The following is a 14,802-nucleotide window of genomic DNA, read 5'->3' as shown; positions in this document are numbered from 1 at the left end:
CATGCGCGGCACGGCACCGACGCGTCTGCTCGCATCCGTCATGCTGCTCGCGCTGAGCGGATGCCTGCTAGGCCCCAATTACCAACGCCCGGCGGTCGACGTGCCGGCCACCTATCGGTTCGCCCAGGGCGAGGCCGCGGGCATCGCCAACGCCGTATGGTGGGAGCAGTTTCAGGACCCGGTGCTCAATCAGCTGATCGCCACCGCGCTGCAGGACAACCGCGACGTGAAGGTCGCGGCCGCTCGGGTCGACGAGTTTCGCGGGATGTTCGTGACCACGCGTTCCGGGCTGTTCCCGCAAGTCTCGGCAGGCGCCGACGCGTCGCGCCAACGCGTCTCGCAGGTCGAAGCCGTAACGGTGCCGAAGGGCGTGAGCCCCGTCTACAACCAGTTCGACGCGACCTTGGCGGTGTCCTGGGAACTCGATCTGTTCGGCAAGGTGCGCCGCGAAACCGAGGCGGCGCGCGCGAATCTGCTCGCCAGCGAAGAGGGCCGCCGCGCGACGATTCTGACGCTGGTCAGCTCGGTCGCGTCGGCCTATATCAATCTGCGCAGTCTGGACCGGCAGCTCGAGATCGCGAAGGAGACCGTGCAAAGCCGCGCGGAATCGGTGCGCGTGTTCGAGGCGCGTTTCCGCTACGGCGAGGTCTCGCAGATGGAACTCGCGCAAAGCCAGTCGGAGTATCAAGCCGCGCAGGTCACGGTGCCGCAGCTCGAAGCGCAGATCGGCCAGCAGGAAGACGCGTTGTCGGTGCTGATCGGCAGGAATCCCGGCGCGATTCTGCGCGGCCGTGAGCTGTCGCAGATGGGCACGCCGCCGATTCCCGAGGGGCTGCCGTCCGAACTGCTCGAACGCCGTCCGGATCTGCTGGAGGCCGAGCAGACGCTGGTCGCGCAAAACGCGCTGATCGGCGCGGCGCGCGCGCTGTACTTCCCGTCGATTTCGCTGACCGGGCTGTTCGGTTCGGTCAGCGCGCAGTTCTCGAATCTGTTCACCGGACCGGCGCGCGTGTGGTCGTTTGCGGGCAGCGTCACGCAGCCGATCTTCACGGCGGGCAATATCACCGGCCAGGTGCATCAGGCCGAAGCGCGCCAGCAGGAAGCGCTGTACTCGTATGAAAAGGCGATTCAGGTGGCGTTCCAGGAGGTCGAGGACTCGCTGATCTCCGTGCAGAAGACACATCAGGCACTCGATGCGCAAAACCTCCAGGTCGAAGCGCTGGTCACGTATGCGCGCCTCGCGCGGCAGCGTTACGAAGGCGGCTATACGAGCTATATCGAAGTGCTCGATGCGGAGCGCAGCCTGTTCAACGCGCAACTGAGCTATGCGCAGACTCAAGGCGCGGTGCTGACCTCGTACGTCACGCTCTACAAGGCGACGGGCGGCGGCTGGGTGGCCGAGGCGGAAAAACTGACTGCACCGCCGGCGGCGCCGCAAGCGTCGCCGGCGATGGCGCCGGTCTCGCAGAACTCGACCGTGCCGGGTGGAACGTCGGGTGCAGTGGAGGCGAGATGACGGGCAACGAGCTGATCGCGTGCGAAGAGTGCGACCTGCTTCAGCTCGGCGCGCCGCCCGCCGCCGGCAATGCGTTGCGCTGCCAGCGTTGCCGCGCGGAGCTCAGGCGCGGACGCTCGAACGGGCCCGAGTATGCGCTCGCATTCTCGTGCGCGTCGGCGGTGCTGCTGGTGATCTCGAACGCGTTTCCGATCGTCGGTCTGTCGCTGAACGGCAATATCGTACAGACGACGCTCGCGGGGTCGGTGCGCATGCTGTACACCCATGGCGCGTGGCCGCTCGCGTTGCTGGTCGGCCTCACGACGATCGTCACGCCGGTGCTGCAAACCGCGGCGATGCTGTGGCTGCTGGTGCCGCTGCACTTCGGGCGCGCGCCGTGGCGCCCGGTCGAGTTCTTTCGCCTGTTTCAGCTCGCGCGGCCGTGGGGCATGACCGAGGTGCTGATCCTCGGTCTGCTGGTCGCGCTGGTCAAGCTCGCGCATATCGCCAAGGTGGTGCCGGGCACCGCGCTGTGGTCTTTCATCGCGCTGATGCTGCTGCTCGCGGCCGCGGCCGCGACGTTCGATCCTCGCGAGGTGTGGGCGCGCATCACGGCGGCGCGCGGCGCGCAAGCATGGCAATTGCCGCCGATCCGCGTGCGCCGCAACGCCATCACGGCGGCTGCCTACGGGCTCGTGCTGTGCGAAGAATGCGGCCTGCTGCTCAAGCAGCCCGGCGGTGCCGGCAAGCATGTCTGTCCGCGCTGCAAGGCGCCGTTGCACCTGCGCAAGCCCGCGAGCCTGTCACGCACGTGGGCGTATCTGCTGGCCGCGATGGTGCTCTACATTCCGGCCAACGTGCTGCCCGTGATGGACACGAGTTCGCTGTTCGGCTCGCAGAAAGACACGATCCTGAGCGGCGTGGTCTACCTGTGGGTATCGGGCTCGTGGCCGCTCGCGGTGCTCGTATTCATCGCGAGCATCGCCGTGCCGATGCTGAAGATTCTCGGCATCGGCTATCTCGCGTTGTCGACGCAGCTTCGTTGGCAATGGCTGCCCGGGCAGCGCACGCGGATCTATCGGCTGATCGAGCTGATCGGGCGCTGGTCGATGCTCGACATCTACGTGATCACGATGCTGGTCGCGCTGGTGCAGTTCCAGGCGCTGGCGACGATCAAGGCCGGGCCCGCGGCGATCGCGTTCGGCGCGGTCGTCGTGCTTACCCTGCTCGCCGCGATGGCGTTCGATCCGCGCCTGATGTGGGACGCCATGGAGACCGAACGTGTCCACTCCGACTGAAGAGCCCGAGCTGCCCGACGCTGAGCCGGTGCCGCGCTCGCGCTGGCGGATGCAGCTGGTCTGGCTCGTGCCGATCGTCGCGATCCTGATCGGCGGTTGGCTCGCGGTGAAGGCGGTGATGGAGCGCGGCGAGCAGATCAGCATCAGCTTCAAGACCGGCGACGGTCTCGAAGCAGGCAAGACGAAACTCAAGTTCAAGGACGTCGACATCGGCGTGGTCGAAGCGGTATCGCTGACGCCGGACCACAAGCGCGTGGTGGCCAAGGCCGAGGTGACGCGTGACGTGTCGGACCTGCTCGTCGACAACACGCGCTTCTGGGTCGTGCGTCCGCGCATTTCGGGCGGCACGGTGTCGGGGCTCGGCACGCTGCTGTCGGGCTCGTATATCGACGTCGACGTCGGCAATTCGCCGAAAGCGCGCCGCAGTTTCGTCGGCCTGGAGGAACCGCCCGCGATCGCGAGCGACGTGCCGGGGCGCGAGTACACGTTGCACGGAGTCGGGCTCGGCTCGCTCGACGTGGGCACGCCGGTGTTTTTCCGCAGAATCCAGGTGGGCCAGGTCTCGTCGTTCCACCTGGACCCGGACGGCCGTGGCGTCACGGTGAAGGTGTTCGTCAACGCGCCCTACGACCGGTTCGTGAGAACCGACACGCGTTTCTGGCACGCGAGCGGTGTCGACATGTCGTTCGACAGCAATGGCTTGCGCCTCGAAACGCAGTCGATCGTCTCGATCATCATCGGCGGGATCGCGTTCGAATCGCCGCCAGGATCGCAGGTAGAGACGAGCGCCGATAGCGGCACGCGGTTCGAGCTGTACCCCAGGCGCGCCGACGCGATGGAGAAGCACGATCGCATCGTCGACAAGTACGTGGTGAATTTCACCGATTCGGTACGCGGTCTGACGGTCGGCGCGCCCGTTGATTTCCGCGGCGTCGTGATCGGCGAAGTGACGGCGATCTACACGCGCTTTGATCCTAAGACGCGCCAGTTCAGCATTCCGGTCGAGATCAATCTCTATCCGGAGCGGTTCACGTCGCGCTATCAGAACGACGGCGACGGCGACGGCGGACGGCTAGTCGAGAACCCGCGCGCGCTTGCGAACTTCCTCGTCGAGCGCGGCTTGCGCTTCCAGTTGAGAAGCGGCAATCCGCTGACGGGCCAGCTCTATCTCGCGGTGGATTTTTTCCCCGACGCGCCGAAGGCGTCGATCGACTGGAGCAAGACGCCGCCCGAAATGCCCGCGACTCCGCGCACGCTGCAATCGCTGCAAGACTCGGTCTCGCGACTGCTGACCAAGATCAACAACATACCGTTCGAGGATATCGGCAAAGACGCGCGCTCGACGCTGCGCACCACCAACGCGATGCTTGGGCAGCTCCACACCCAGGTCGTGCCGAAAGCGTTCGACACGCTGCTGTCGGCGCAATCCACGCTCGATTCGGCGAATGCCGCGCTGCAGCCGGACTCGTCGCTGCAGCAGTCGACGGAGGACGCGATGCGTGAACTGACCCGCACCGCGGCGTCGCTACGCACCTTGGCCGACTATCTGGCGCAGCATCCGGAATCGCTCGTGCGCGGCAAGTCGGAGGACAAGAAGCCATGACAGATGCGACCGTCCGCTCATTGCCCCGCTTTTCGGCCCGCCTCACGACCTGCGTGATGCTCGCGCTCGCCGCTGCTCTGCTCGGCGCCTGCAAGTCGCCGGCGACGAACTTCTACACGCTGAGCCCCGACGAATCGCTGAGCAGCACCGGCGCGGGCCGGCCGATCGCGGCCGTGGTCGGACCGGTCACGATTCCCGAGATCGTGGACCGGCCGCAGATCGTCACGCGGATCGGCAACAACGAGGTCGAGGTCAACGAATTCGACCGCTGGGCGCAGCCGCTCGGTGGCGACATCGGCCGGGTGATCGCGGCCGACCTCGGCGCACTGCTGAACTCGCAGCAGATTTCGGTGTTCGATGCGGTACGCGATCCGTCCGTCGTCTGGCGCGTGCGGATCGACGTGATGCGCTTCGAGTCCGTGCCGGGGCGCGACGTCACCGTCGACGTGCTGTGGGCCGTGCGCCCGCCCGGCAAGGTCCGCGCGGTCACCGGCCGCTCGGTCGCTCGTGAGAGCGTGTCCGGTCCCGGCTTCGAGCCGATCATCGCCGCTCATGATCGCGCGCTCGCCTCGGTGAGCCGCGATATCGCCGCCGCAGTGCAGGCGAACCCCGTTCAATGACGCGTCGCGCCGCGTCACATCGACGCGTACGGCGCCCGACCCCGGGTGCCGCGTCGGGTCGCGCGCATAATAAGACCTTGGTCCGATTGCCACCGGTCAGGGCCAACTCCACGATTCAATCGATGCACGGCGCGTGCGTCCGCAGCGATCGTGACGCGCACCTTTCAGGAGTCTTCCGATGGACGCTGAAACGCTGTTGTCACAAAGCCAGGACATTGCCTCGAAAATCACCCGCGTGCTGCAAAAGCGCACGCAAATCGCCCAGCAGCATCTGAACCAACGGGTCACCGAAACGCTGGGCCTCGATCACGATGGCGCGCCGACTGCAAGCGCGATGCCCGCGCCATTCGATCCGCTCAGCGCATGGCAATACACGGTGGATGCCGCGCAGCGTTCGCTGCTGTTCTGGGACACGCTGTACCGGCGCGGCAACGAATTCGTCGAACGCAGCGTCAGCGGTCCGACGCCGGTGCTGCATTTCGAGTACGACATGCTGCTCGACGGGCGCACGTTCGAGCGGCCGGTCAACTATGCGCTGCTGCAACTTCGTCCGCTCGAAGGCGTGGGCGTCGACGTGCGCAAGCGCCCGTATCTGATCATCGATCCGCGCGCGGGGCACGGCCCCGGCATCGGCGGCTTCAAGGACGATTCGCAGGCGGGCATCGCGCTGCGCGCGGGCTATCCCGTCTACTTCGTGGTGTTCTTTCGCGACCCCGAACCCGGTCAAACTCTGCTCGACGTGTGCAACGCCGAGCAGCGCTTCGTGCGCAAGGTGCGCGCGCTGCATCCGGACAGTCCGAAGCCCGCGATCATCGGCAATTGCCAGGGCGGCTGGGCGGCGATGATGCTCGCCAGCTCCGACCCCGAGGAGACCGGCCCGATCGTCATCAACGGTGCGCCGATGTCGTACTGGAGCGCGGCCTGGAGCGAAGGCGAGGGCGACAACCCGATGCGCTACTCGGGCGGCATGCTGGGCGGCGCCTGGCTCGCGTCGTACGCGGCGGATCTCGGCAACGGCAAGTTCGACGGCGCGTATCTGGTGCAGAACTTCGAGAACCTGAACCCGGCCAACACGTTCTGGGACAAGTACTACCACCTGTATTCGAACGTCGATACCGAACCGCCGCGCTTTCTGGAATTCGAGCGCTGGTGGGGCAGCTACTACCTGATGAATCGCGAGGAGATCGAATGGATCACGCGCAACCTGTTCGTCGGCAACAAGCTGTGGTCGGGCGGTGTGACGAACAGCAGCGGCCAGGCGTTCGATCTGCGTGAAATCCGCTCGCCGATCGTCCTGTTCGCGTCGATGGGCGACAACATCACGCCGCCTCAACAGGCGTTCAACTGGGTCGCGGACCTGTACGGCAGCACCGAGGAGATCAAGGCGCGCGGCCAGGTGATCGTCGGTCTGACGCACCAGAATATCGGGCATCTGGGCATTTTCGTGTCCGGCAAAGTCGCGAAGAAAGAGCACAAGCAGATCGTCTCCGTGCTAGAGACCATCGAAACGTTTCCGCCGGGACTCTACGGCATGACCATCAACGAGACCCGCAATGCGGCCGGAGAGATCGAGTACGAAGTGGAATTTCATGAGCGGCGGCTCGAAGAGATTGCCGCGCGGTACAACCGCTTCGGCCGCATCGACGAAAAGCCGTTCGAAGCGGTCGCCGCGGTGTCCGATGTGAATCAGCGCATGTACGAACTGTTCGCGCAGCCGTTCGTGCAGGCGATGTCGAACGAAACGAGCGCCCGCATGCTGCGCCAGTTCCATCCGCTGCGCTGGCAGCGCTGGGCCGTTTCCGCGATGAACCCGTGGCTCGGCTGGCTGCCGGCGGCGGCGCAGTCGGTGCGTGAGAATCGTCAGCGGACCGGCGCGGATAACCCATGGAGCAAGCTCGAACGCAACGGCTCGCAAATGATCAGCGCGTCGCTCGACTATTACCGCGCGATGCGCGACGCGGCGACCGAGGCCGGCTTCTTCAGCGTGTATGCGAATCTGTATGCGACGTACCTGAGCAAGCCGGCCGCCGATGGCGCGCCCGCGCAGGCCGGCGCGATCGATCCGCGCGAGCTGCCGTTCGTGCGCACCGCGTTGGAGGCGATCGGCGACGGCGGCTACACGGAGGCGCTCGCGCGCGCGGCCTTCCTGTTGTCGCGAAGGGGCGAGTCGTTGCCGCTCGCGCGCTACGAGCTGCGCAAGGAGATCGCCGAAAGCTACGCGGAGTATCTGCCGGACATCAGCAGCGATCACTGGCGGCGCATCCGGGGCGAGCAGGAAATCATCGTCAGCCTCGAACCGGACAAGGCGATTGCGACGCTGCCGAAGCTGCTTTCCCATAGCGAGGACCGCGAGCGCTTTCTGCAACTGCTCGACAAGCTGGCGAGTGACGAGCGCGTGCTGAACGCCTCGCCCGACGCCGCGCAAAAGGACGCGTTCGAACGCATCCGCGCGGTGCTGGGTTCGCGGGTGAACCGCAAGCGCGACGCCCGTTTGCCTGACCCCACGCGCATGTGAGCGAGCGGCGCGATGCGCAGCCGGACGCAAGCGTGACGCAACGGTAAGCACGGTGCCCGTAAGCCGGGCGCATCGCGCGTCGCGAATCTAACGCGTTGTACACACGAGGAATAAGCCGATGGAAAAGCACGCGAAGTATCAGCGCCTGATCGAGTTCTGCCAGACGCTGCCGGCGATGCCGACAGCGGTCGCGCACCCGTGCGACCAGAGTTCGCTGCAGGGCGCGGTCGAAGCGGCGAGCATGGGCCTGATCGAGCCGGTTCTGGTCGGGCCGCGCGTCCGTATCGAAGCGATCGCCGCCGAGCACGGCATCGACATCTCGGACTTCACGATCGTCGATGCACCGCATAGCCATGCCGCTGCCGCCGCAGCCGTGCAACTGGTGCGCGAAGGCAAGGCCGAGGCCATGATGAAGGGCAGCCTGCACACGGACGAGCTGATGGCCGAGGTGATTCGCCGTGACACCGGCCTGCGCACCGAGCGGCGCATCAGCCATTGCTTCGTGATGGACGTGCCCGCGTACGAGAACGCGCTGATCATCACCGACGCCGCGATCAACATCGCGCCGACGCTCGAAGAGAAGGTCGACATCCTGCAGAACGCGATCGATCTCGGCCACGCGCTGAAATTTGAAGAAGTCCGCGTCGCGATCCTGTCCGCGACCGAGAGCGTCAATCCAAAGATTCCATCGACAGTGGAAGCGGCGGCGCTGTGCAAGATGGTGGACCGCGGGCAGATCACCGGCGGTCTCGTCGACGGTCCGCTTGCACTCGACAACGCGATCAGCCTCGAAGCCATGCGCATCAAGAACATTGAATCGCGGGTGGCGGGACGCGCCAATGTACTGGTGGTGCCGGACCTCGAAGCGGGCAACATGCTGGCGAAAAGCCTGTCGTTTTTGGCCGGCGCTGACGCGGCGGGCATCGTGCTAGGCGCGCGCGTGCCGATCATTCTGACGAGCCGCGCGGATTCGCTGTCGACGCGTCTCGCGTCGTGCGCGGTCGCCGCACTTGTGGCGAAGGCAAGGCGCGAGGCCGCCAAGGTGGTCGGGTGATGCCATGTCGGATGTGATCCTCGTATTGAACGCAGGCTCGTCGAGCCTCAAGTTCCGGGCCTTCGACGCGCAACATGCGCAACTCGAGCTGATTCTGCGCGGCCAGATCGAAGCGCTTTACACGAACCCGCGTTTTCGCGCGACCGATCGCGACGGCAATGTCAGCTCGCACGATTGGGGCGACGGCCATCGCCTCGGCCATCAGGGCGCGATCGAATATCTGGGCGGCTTCTTGCGCGAGCACGGCAGCGGCAATCAACTGAAGGCGGTCGGGCATCGTGTCGTGCATGGCGGACAGCGCTTTTCCGGCCCCGTCCTCGTGACCCCCGAGGTCATCGACCAGCTGGACAGCCTGAGCCCGCTCGCGCCGCTGCATCAGCCGCATAACCTCGCGCCGATCCGCATCCTTGCGCAACTGCGTCCCGACCTTCCACAGGTCGCGTGCTTCGACACCACGTTTCATCGCACGCAGACCGAGACCGCGCAGGCCTATGCGCTGCCCCCGTCGATTACCGACCACGGCGTGCGGCGCTACGGCTTTCACGGGCTTTCGTACGAATACATCGCGAGCGTGCTGCCGGAGATCGCACCGGACGCGGCGGCGGGGCGCACCGTGGTCGCGCATCTGGGCAACGGCGCGAGCATGTGCGGGATGGTCGCGGGCAAGAGCGTGGCCAGCACGATGGGCTTCACGGCGGTGGAAGGCCTGCCGATGGGCACGCGGTGCGGCAGCCTCGACCCCGGCGTGATTCTCTATCTGCTCGACGAGCTGAAAATGGATTCGCAGGCGATCGCGGACCTGCTTTACAAGGGATCGGGGCTGCTCGGCCTGTCGGGCATCGGGGGCGACATGCGCGTGCTGCTCGACAGCGACGACCCGCGCGCGCGCTTTGCGATCGACGTCTACACCTACCGCATCGCGCGCGAACTCGGCAGTCTCGCCGCGGCGATGCAAGGTATCGACGCGCTGGTGCTGACGGCCGGCATCGGCGAGCACGCGGTCGAGATTCGCGAGCGCATCGTGCGCGACGCCGCGTGGCTCGGCGCCGAACTCGACGACGCGGCGAATCGGGCGAACGGGTCGCTGATCACTACACCTTCGAGCAAGCTGGCGGTGTGGGTCGTGCCCACCAACGAGGAACTGATGATTGCCCGTCATACGCGCGCGATCGCCCCATAGAGGAGTTTCACCATGTCTGTCGAGCAACCGCGTTTGATTCTCGAAGGAGCGAAGGCCCTCGTGACCGGCGTCGCCAACGAGCATTCGATTGCCTATGGATGCGCGAAGGCGTTTCGCGACCTCGGCGCGAGCGTCGCGCTCACCTATGCGAACGACAAGGCGCGCCCTTATGTGGAACCGATCGCCAAAGCGCTCGATGCCGAGATCTTCATGCCGCTCGACGTAACGGGCGAGAACGAAATGGAGGCCGTATTCGAGCGGATCGAGAAAACATGGGGGGAGCTCGACATTCTCGTTCACGCCGTTGCATGGGCGCCCAAAGCGGATCTGCAGGGCGGCTTGCTGCAATCGTCGCGCGAGGGCTTCCTGAGTGCGATCGACATCTCCTGCCATTCGTTCGTGCGGATGGCGCGCCTCGCCGCGCCGCTGATGAAAGACGGCGGCACCATGCTGACGATGAGCTACTACGGCGCGAACAAGGTGGTGCCGAACTACAACCTGATGGGCCCGGTCAAAGCGGCGCTCGAAGCCTGCGCGCGCTATCTGGCGTTCGAGCTCGGACCGAGAGGTATCCGCGTGCACGCGATTTCTCCCGGACCGCTGCAGACTCGCGCCGCTTCGGGCCTGAAGGATTTCGAGCTGCTGCTCAACGAAGCGGTGCAGCGCGCGCCGCTCGGCGAACTGGTCGACATCATGGACGTCGGCTATACCTGTGCGTTTCTGGCCACGCCGTATGCGCGGCGCGTGTCCGGTTCCACCTTGTATATCGACGGCGGATTGAACATCGTTGCTTAGGGTCTGGAGGAGTAAGCATCATGGCTGAACTGTTTCTTGGAAACGTCGAGGAAAGCGTCTCCGACGAAGAGATCGGCGAGTTCCTGATTCGCTACGGATTCCCGCGCTTCAGCTCGATCCAGCGGGTGCCCGGCACGGGTTCGCGTCCGGGTGCGGTGGTCGTCTTCGACGACGTGCCCACGGACGGGCTGCGCATATTGCAAAGCCGCGTGCATAACCTGTTCTGGAAGAACCACACGATCGTCGCGCAGTTGCTGCCGGAGCGCGACGAGTCGTAACGGGCGACGGGAGCCGGAGATGGGTCTGTTGTCGTGGCTGACGAAGCGCAGCGCTGCCCAGGAGAGCGACGATCAGCAGGCGAACGAAATCGTCGAGCGGATCGTCGGGCTCTGTCCGTCGTTGCGGCTCGCGCGCAACTATGCGTCGCGCCTGCGTCCCGCCGCGCAACACACGCTCGCCTATCTGGACCGGCTCGCCGATGAGGTGCCGCCCGCGCGCGAAGCGAGCGCGGCGGCGTGGGCGACCGACCCGTACATCCACGCCTTTTTCGCCACACCCGACGACGTCTGCCCGGTCTTCAACCGCTCCCACGAGCTGAATCAGTTCTTCAACGACCATCCCGTTGCGGATCCGGTATTCGCGGTGCTCGGCATGGCCTTCGACGAGCGGCGCGTTTTCGGCGTCGGCCAGCAAGGCGAGACGACTCAGACCGACCTCGCGCAGACGACCCTCAACTTCAGCGATCACCAGGTGCGCGTATGCGGCGAGTCCGAAGCCGCGTTGCGGCGTGAAATCGTGTTGCGGATCGTCGATCAGCTCGTGCTCGAGGGCCTCGCCAAGATCGAGGCCGAGACCTCGCGGCAGGACGAATTGCAACGCGAAAAGGCGCTGCTGAAAACGCGTCTGACGATTCTCGAACGGCAAGGGGCGGGCGTGCGCTCGTTGCTGGGCAGCGACGCGTCGTCGAACTACGCGGAGGTGGCGAAGCTGCAGGCACAGATCGAAGAGAACGATCAGGCGCTGGCTGAGTTGGGCCTGAAGACCGAGGCGCTGGAGCGGCATCTCGACGTGATGTGCGGCGTACTGCGGGCGCCGGATGCGCATTTCTACGTGCGCAAGAGCAAATACCGGCTCGACCGGATGAACGTCGTCGTGGAAGACGGCGATACGCGGCCCGCGCACGAAATCGAGTTTCGCCTTGCGCATCTACCAGCAAGCCCCAATGCGATGCGGGTGTTCTCGACGGTGCGTTTCCGACGCGCTGATTTTTCGCCGCCCCTCAGCGACCTCGCGCAAGCGCACCGCCTGATCTGACGCGAGCGATGCCCGCTATTTGCCGGCGACCGGCTCCACGGCGATGGCCACGGCCTCGGTATAGACCGCCTGCATCTGGTCGCCTTTCTTGATCCGCTTCAGTTGTTCAGGGTCCTGCACGACCAGATCCACCATGTTTCCTTGCGGGCCTTTCAGCGTGACCACGCCGCTCTGGCGATCGACCGCGATCACGTTAGCCATGATCGTGACCTGGCGTGAGGCCGAGCCGCCGGGTTTCGCGCCCGCCGGTGCGCGATCGAGCGTCTGGGTTTCGTTCGCCGTCAGCGGGGCGTTGCCTTTTTTCAGCATGAGGGTCAGTGCCTGCGAATACTCGGCCTTGACCACGTCGCCGACCTTGATCTGATCGAAATTGCGCGCTTCCTCGCCGACCACGACCTGCACGACCTTGCCCTTCGGGTCCTTGAGCAGGACGGTGCGCGTTTCCGGCTCGATGCCGACGACCGTCGAAGTGGTTTTGACCGTGCCCGACACGGTGACTCTGCTGGGCTCGCTCTTGACCGTGACCGGTGTCTCCGTCTGAGCGAACCCCGTATTCGCGACGCACACGAGCGCCGCCGCGATCATCAATTTGCGGTTAATCATTCTGTTCCCCTAGCGTGATCAATTGACGGTGTAACCCCGGCCCGACATGCATGCGGCGAAAGCGCGATTGAACGTGTCCATCGCGCCCTGCGTTTGCGCCTGCGAATTTGCCGCGGCCGCGCGCCGGTTCTGCCGCGCGCGCGATCCGCCGACCATCGTGCCGGTCGCGGCGCCGATCGCCGCGCCCTTGCCGGCATCGCCCGCGATCGCGCCGATGATCGCGCCGCCGGCCGCGCCGCGCGCGGCGCCCTGCACGCGCTCGCCGCCTCCCACCGCGGGGCCGGAAGGCGGAGGCGGGGCGTTGGCGACCTGGGTCGGATCGATGCCGGTGTTGTTCTTTGCCCACCCATAGCAGGCCCCTTCGTCCTGCTGTTGTTGCTGCGGGCTTTGCCCTCTGGCCGGATACGCTATCGGCCTCGATTGCGCGATGCCTTCCAGCGATAGCGACGCCGTCAATGCGGCAATCAAGGCATATTTCGTCGATTTGTTCACGACAGCTCCTTGCGTGGGCACACGCGGGTGCGAGTCGCCGGCTGCCTGTTGGTTCAGGCGTGAGGGCGCAACCGGCACCCGTGAATGGGAATTCTGATGGGACCGGTTGCCGCGCGATGGATGCGCAGCAATGGCAGGTTCGCTTTCATCATGCTGTCGCGGGCCTGTCGCGCGCAATCGGACCAAGGTCGTATTTGCAAGATCGCTTGTGATTTCCAAACTGTATTCATGCAACAGGTGCAGGTCGTTTCCATTGCTTCGGAGAACTGTCTGTCAAAGATTATGGCCGTGGACTGCCGCGTAGCGATGCAGCCCGAGGCCGCTGACGGAGCGCAAGGGGAAGCATCGATGGACCGCGATTCGCGTGCGCATGCACGCACCATCCCGTTTGCAACGGCGCTCGACGACGAGCCGAGGCGCGCGCGACGCGTCAGCCATGTGCTGGGCGCCGCGCTTCTGGCGTGCTGTGGCGCGTTCTCCACTACGGTATCGCTGGCGCAGGCGCCGGCCGCGAACGCCCCGGCGAACGCGGTCAACGCGCCCATTCCCGCGGCGACGCTCGACAAGCTCGTCGGGCCGATCGCGCTGTATCCGGACGACCTGATCGCGATCATCCTGCCTGCGTCTACCTATCCGGTGGAAATCGTGCAGGCCGACCGGTTTCTCGACCAGTACAAGAACAACAAGTCGCTGAAACTCAACGACGCGTGGCACGATCCGGTGAAGGCGCTGCTGAATTACCCCGACATCGTCAAGAACATGAGCACCGATCTCGACTGGACGATCGATCTCGGCGAAGCCGTCGTCGCCGATCAGGGCTCCGTGCTCGAAGCGATTCAGCGCTTCCGGCGGCAAACGCAATCGGCGGGGCATCTGAAATCCGACGACAAGCAGGTCGTGGTCGTCGAGAAGGAAGTGATCAAGATCCAGCCGGCCGATCCGCAGGTGATCTACGTGCCGCAGTACAACCCGCAGACCGTCGTGGTGGCCAGTGCACCCGTGACCTACGCGTATGCGCCCACGCCATATCCGGCCTACTACTATCCGTACGCGCCCGGCGCCGCGCTCGCGACGGGGCTGATCTGGGGGGCGGCGATTACCGCCGCCTGGAACGGCGGGCACTATGAAACGCATTACGGGGGCGGCGGCAACAACAACATCAACATCAACCGCGAAAGAAACGTCGAGCGCGGCGATAGAACTGTTAACCGGGGCGACAGGAACGTCGAGCGCGGCAATATCAACAGCGGCAATGTCAACACCGGCGACATCAACCGCGGCGGTGGTCGCGGGCAGGGAGGCGGTACCTCCGCGTGGACCCCGGACAAGAAGCCGGGCCAGGTCAGCGGTATCTCGGATCGCTCGGCGCGCACGCAGCGGGTCGGCGATCCGCCGTCGCGCGGCGGCGGCGCGGGTGCTGGCGCGGGCGGTGGATTGGCAGGCGGCAACCGCGGTGGAGCGGGCGGCGTTGCCGGTGCGAACTTTGCCGGCGGCGGTGCCGGTGCCGGCGGCGGTGCCGGAGCCAACTTCTCCGGTGGCGGCGCTGGCGCGCAAGGGCGGCCGCAGCCGTCCCAGCGTCCGACCGCGTCGACGGGCGCACGCGGCGGCGATGCGTTCAGCGGCTACGGCTCGGCGCGCGACGCGCAAGCCAATAGCGCGCGCGGCGCGGCGAGCCGCCAGTCGGCGGCGCGTGGCGGCGGAGGCGGATACGCCGGTGGCGGTGGATTCGGCGGCGGTGGCGGCGGCGGATTTTCGGGCGGCGGGCGTGGTGGTGGCGGATTCTCGCCGCGGGCCGGTGGTGGCGGCCGCGGCGGCGGACGGCGATAAGGAGCA

Annotated in this window: 13 protein-coding genes; 11 read left to right on the top strand and 2 right to left on the bottom strand. The window is 65.9% G+C overall.

What is annotated here, in order from left to right; genetic code table 11:
• The first annotated feature begins 1 nt into the window (after window position 1).
• The 10 genes from AB3X89_RS04325 to AB3X89_RS04280 all read left to right on the top strand — a co-directional run bounded on the left by AB3X89_RS04325 (window position 2) and on the right by AB3X89_RS04280 (window position 11,874).
• Entirely contained in the window at window positions 2–1,516 is a 1,515-nt protein-coding gene (locus tag AB3X89_RS04325) for an efflux transporter outer membrane subunit (RefSeq protein ID WP_368581998.1), read from the top strand.
• The gene (locus tag AB3X89_RS04320; protein WP_368581997.1) at window positions 1,513–2,793 is read left to right on the top strand and encodes a paraquat-inducible protein A; all 1,281 of its coding nucleotides are present in this window, start codon (window positions 1,513–1,515) and stop codon (window positions 2,791–2,793) included. The genes AB3X89_RS04325 and AB3X89_RS04320 overlap by 4 nt, the downstream gene beginning before the upstream one ends.
• A complete protein-coding gene (locus AB3X89_RS04315) occupies window positions 2,777–4,396 on the top strand; it encodes an intermembrane transport protein PqiB (RefSeq protein WP_368581996.1) in 1,620 nt (539 codons plus the stop codon). The genes AB3X89_RS04320 and AB3X89_RS04315 overlap by 17 nt, the downstream gene beginning before the upstream one ends.
• Window positions 4,393–5,016, top strand: coding sequence for a membrane integrity-associated transporter subunit PqiC (locus AB3X89_RS04310; RefSeq protein WP_368581995.1), 624 nt, complete (start codon window positions 4,393–4,395; stop codon window positions 5,014–5,016). Before AB3X89_RS04315 ends, AB3X89_RS04310 begins: the two co-directional genes overlap by 4 nt.
• Window positions 5,017–5,194: 178 nt before the next feature.
• Entirely contained in the window at window positions 5,195–7,531 is a 2,337-nt protein-coding gene (locus AB3X89_RS04305) for a DUF3141 domain-containing protein (RefSeq protein WP_368581994.1), read from the top strand.
• A 118-nt stretch (window positions 7,532–7,649) separates the two neighbouring features.
• The gene (locus tag AB3X89_RS04300) at window positions 7,650–8,585 is read left to right on the top strand and encodes a phosphate acetyltransferase (protein WP_368581993.1); all 936 of its coding nucleotides are present in this window, start codon (window positions 7,650–7,652) and stop codon (window positions 8,583–8,585) included.
• 4 nt (window positions 8,586–8,589) lie between these two features.
• Window positions 8,590–9,765, top strand: a complete 1,176-nt coding sequence (locus AB3X89_RS04295; protein ID WP_368581992.1) for an acetate/propionate family kinase — start codon at window positions 8,590–8,592, stop codon at window positions 9,763–9,765.
• A gap of 12 nt (window positions 9,766–9,777) precedes the next feature.
• The gene (fabI, locus tag AB3X89_RS04290; protein ID WP_368581991.1) at window positions 9,778–10,560 is read left to right on the top strand and encodes an enoyl-ACP reductase FabI; all 783 of its coding nucleotides are present in this window, start codon (window positions 9,778–9,780) and stop codon (window positions 10,558–10,560) included.
• 20 nt (window positions 10,561–10,580) lie between these two features.
• A complete protein-coding gene (locus AB3X89_RS04285; protein WP_176107432.1) occupies window positions 10,581–10,838 on the top strand; it encodes an RNA-binding protein in 258 nt (85 codons plus the stop codon).
• A gap of 19 nt (window positions 10,839–10,857) precedes the next feature.
• Window positions 10,858–11,874: a hypothetical protein gene (locus AB3X89_RS04280; RefSeq protein ID WP_368581990.1), complete on the top strand. Its 1,017-nt coding sequence runs from the start codon at window positions 10,858–10,860 to the stop codon at window positions 11,872–11,874.
• Between the two features lie 15 nt (window positions 11,875–11,889).
• Here AB3X89_RS04280 and AB3X89_RS04275 read toward each other — a convergent pair whose 3' ends face one another.
• Both AB3X89_RS04275 and AB3X89_RS04270 read right to left on the bottom strand, forming a co-directional pair.
• Window positions 11,890–12,477, bottom strand: coding sequence for a hypothetical protein (locus AB3X89_RS04275; RefSeq protein WP_368581989.1), 588 nt, complete (start codon window positions 12,475–12,477; stop codon window positions 11,890–11,892).
• Between the two features lie 18 nt (window positions 12,478–12,495).
• Window positions 12,496–12,969, bottom strand: a complete 474-nt coding sequence (locus tag AB3X89_RS04270; protein WP_368581988.1) for a glycine zipper family protein — start codon at window positions 12,967–12,969, stop codon at window positions 12,496–12,498.
• 348 nt (window positions 12,970–13,317) lie between these two features.
• Here AB3X89_RS04270 and AB3X89_RS04265 point away from each other — a divergent pair, with 348 nt between their 5' ends.
• On the top strand, window positions 13,318–14,796 hold the full coding sequence (locus AB3X89_RS04265; protein ID WP_368581987.1) for a DUF3300 domain-containing protein: 1,479 nt from the start codon (window positions 13,318–13,320) through the stop codon (window positions 14,794–14,796).
• The last annotated feature ends 6 nt before the right edge of the window (window positions 14,797–14,802 follow it).

It is taken from the genome of Paraburkholderia sp. BR14320, assembly GCF_040948665.1.
GTDB classification, from domain to species: Bacteria; Pseudomonadota; Gammaproteobacteria; order Burkholderiales; family Burkholderiaceae; genus Paraburkholderia; species Paraburkholderia youngii.
This window is presented reverse-complemented; position numbering and strand designations above follow the sequence as displayed.

Excerpts from the sequence above, each read along its gene's own strand:
- AB3X89_RS04325 (WP_368581998.1), top strand. The coding sequence starts at position 2 with ATGCGCGGCACGGCACCGACGCGTCTGCTCGCATCCGTCATGCTGCTC.
- AB3X89_RS04285 (WP_176107432.1), top strand. The coding sequence starts at position 10,581 with ATGGCTGAACTGTTTCTTGGAAACGTCGAGGAAAGCGTCTCCGACGAA.
- fabI (WP_368581991.1), top strand. The coding sequence starts at position 9,778 with ATGTCTGTCGAGCAACCGCGTTTGATTCTCGAAGGAGCGAAGGCCCTC.
- AB3X89_RS04275 (WP_368581989.1), bottom strand. The coding sequence starts at position 12,477 with ATGATTAACCGCAAATTGATGATCGCGGCGGCGCTCGTGTGCGTCGCG.
- AB3X89_RS04265 (WP_368581987.1), top strand. The coding sequence starts at position 13,318 with ATGGACCGCGATTCGCGTGCGCATGCACGCACCATCCCGTTTGCAACG.
- AB3X89_RS04310 (WP_368581995.1), top strand. The coding sequence starts at position 4,393 with ATGACAGATGCGACCGTCCGCTCATTGCCCCGCTTTTCGGCCCGCCTC.
- AB3X89_RS04295 (WP_368581992.1), top strand. The coding sequence starts at position 8,590 with ATGTCGGATGTGATCCTCGTATTGAACGCAGGCTCGTCGAGCCTCAAG.
- AB3X89_RS04305 (WP_368581994.1), top strand. The coding sequence starts at position 5,195 with ATGGACGCTGAAACGCTGTTGTCACAAAGCCAGGACATTGCCTCGAAA.
- AB3X89_RS04280 (WP_368581990.1), top strand. The coding sequence starts at position 10,858 with ATGGGTCTGTTGTCGTGGCTGACGAAGCGCAGCGCTGCCCAGGAGAGC.
- AB3X89_RS04320 (WP_368581997.1), top strand. The coding sequence starts at position 1,513 with ATGACGGGCAACGAGCTGATCGCGTGCGAAGAGTGCGACCTGCTTCAG.
- AB3X89_RS04300 (WP_368581993.1), top strand. The coding sequence starts at position 7,650 with ATGGAAAAGCACGCGAAGTATCAGCGCCTGATCGAGTTCTGCCAGACG.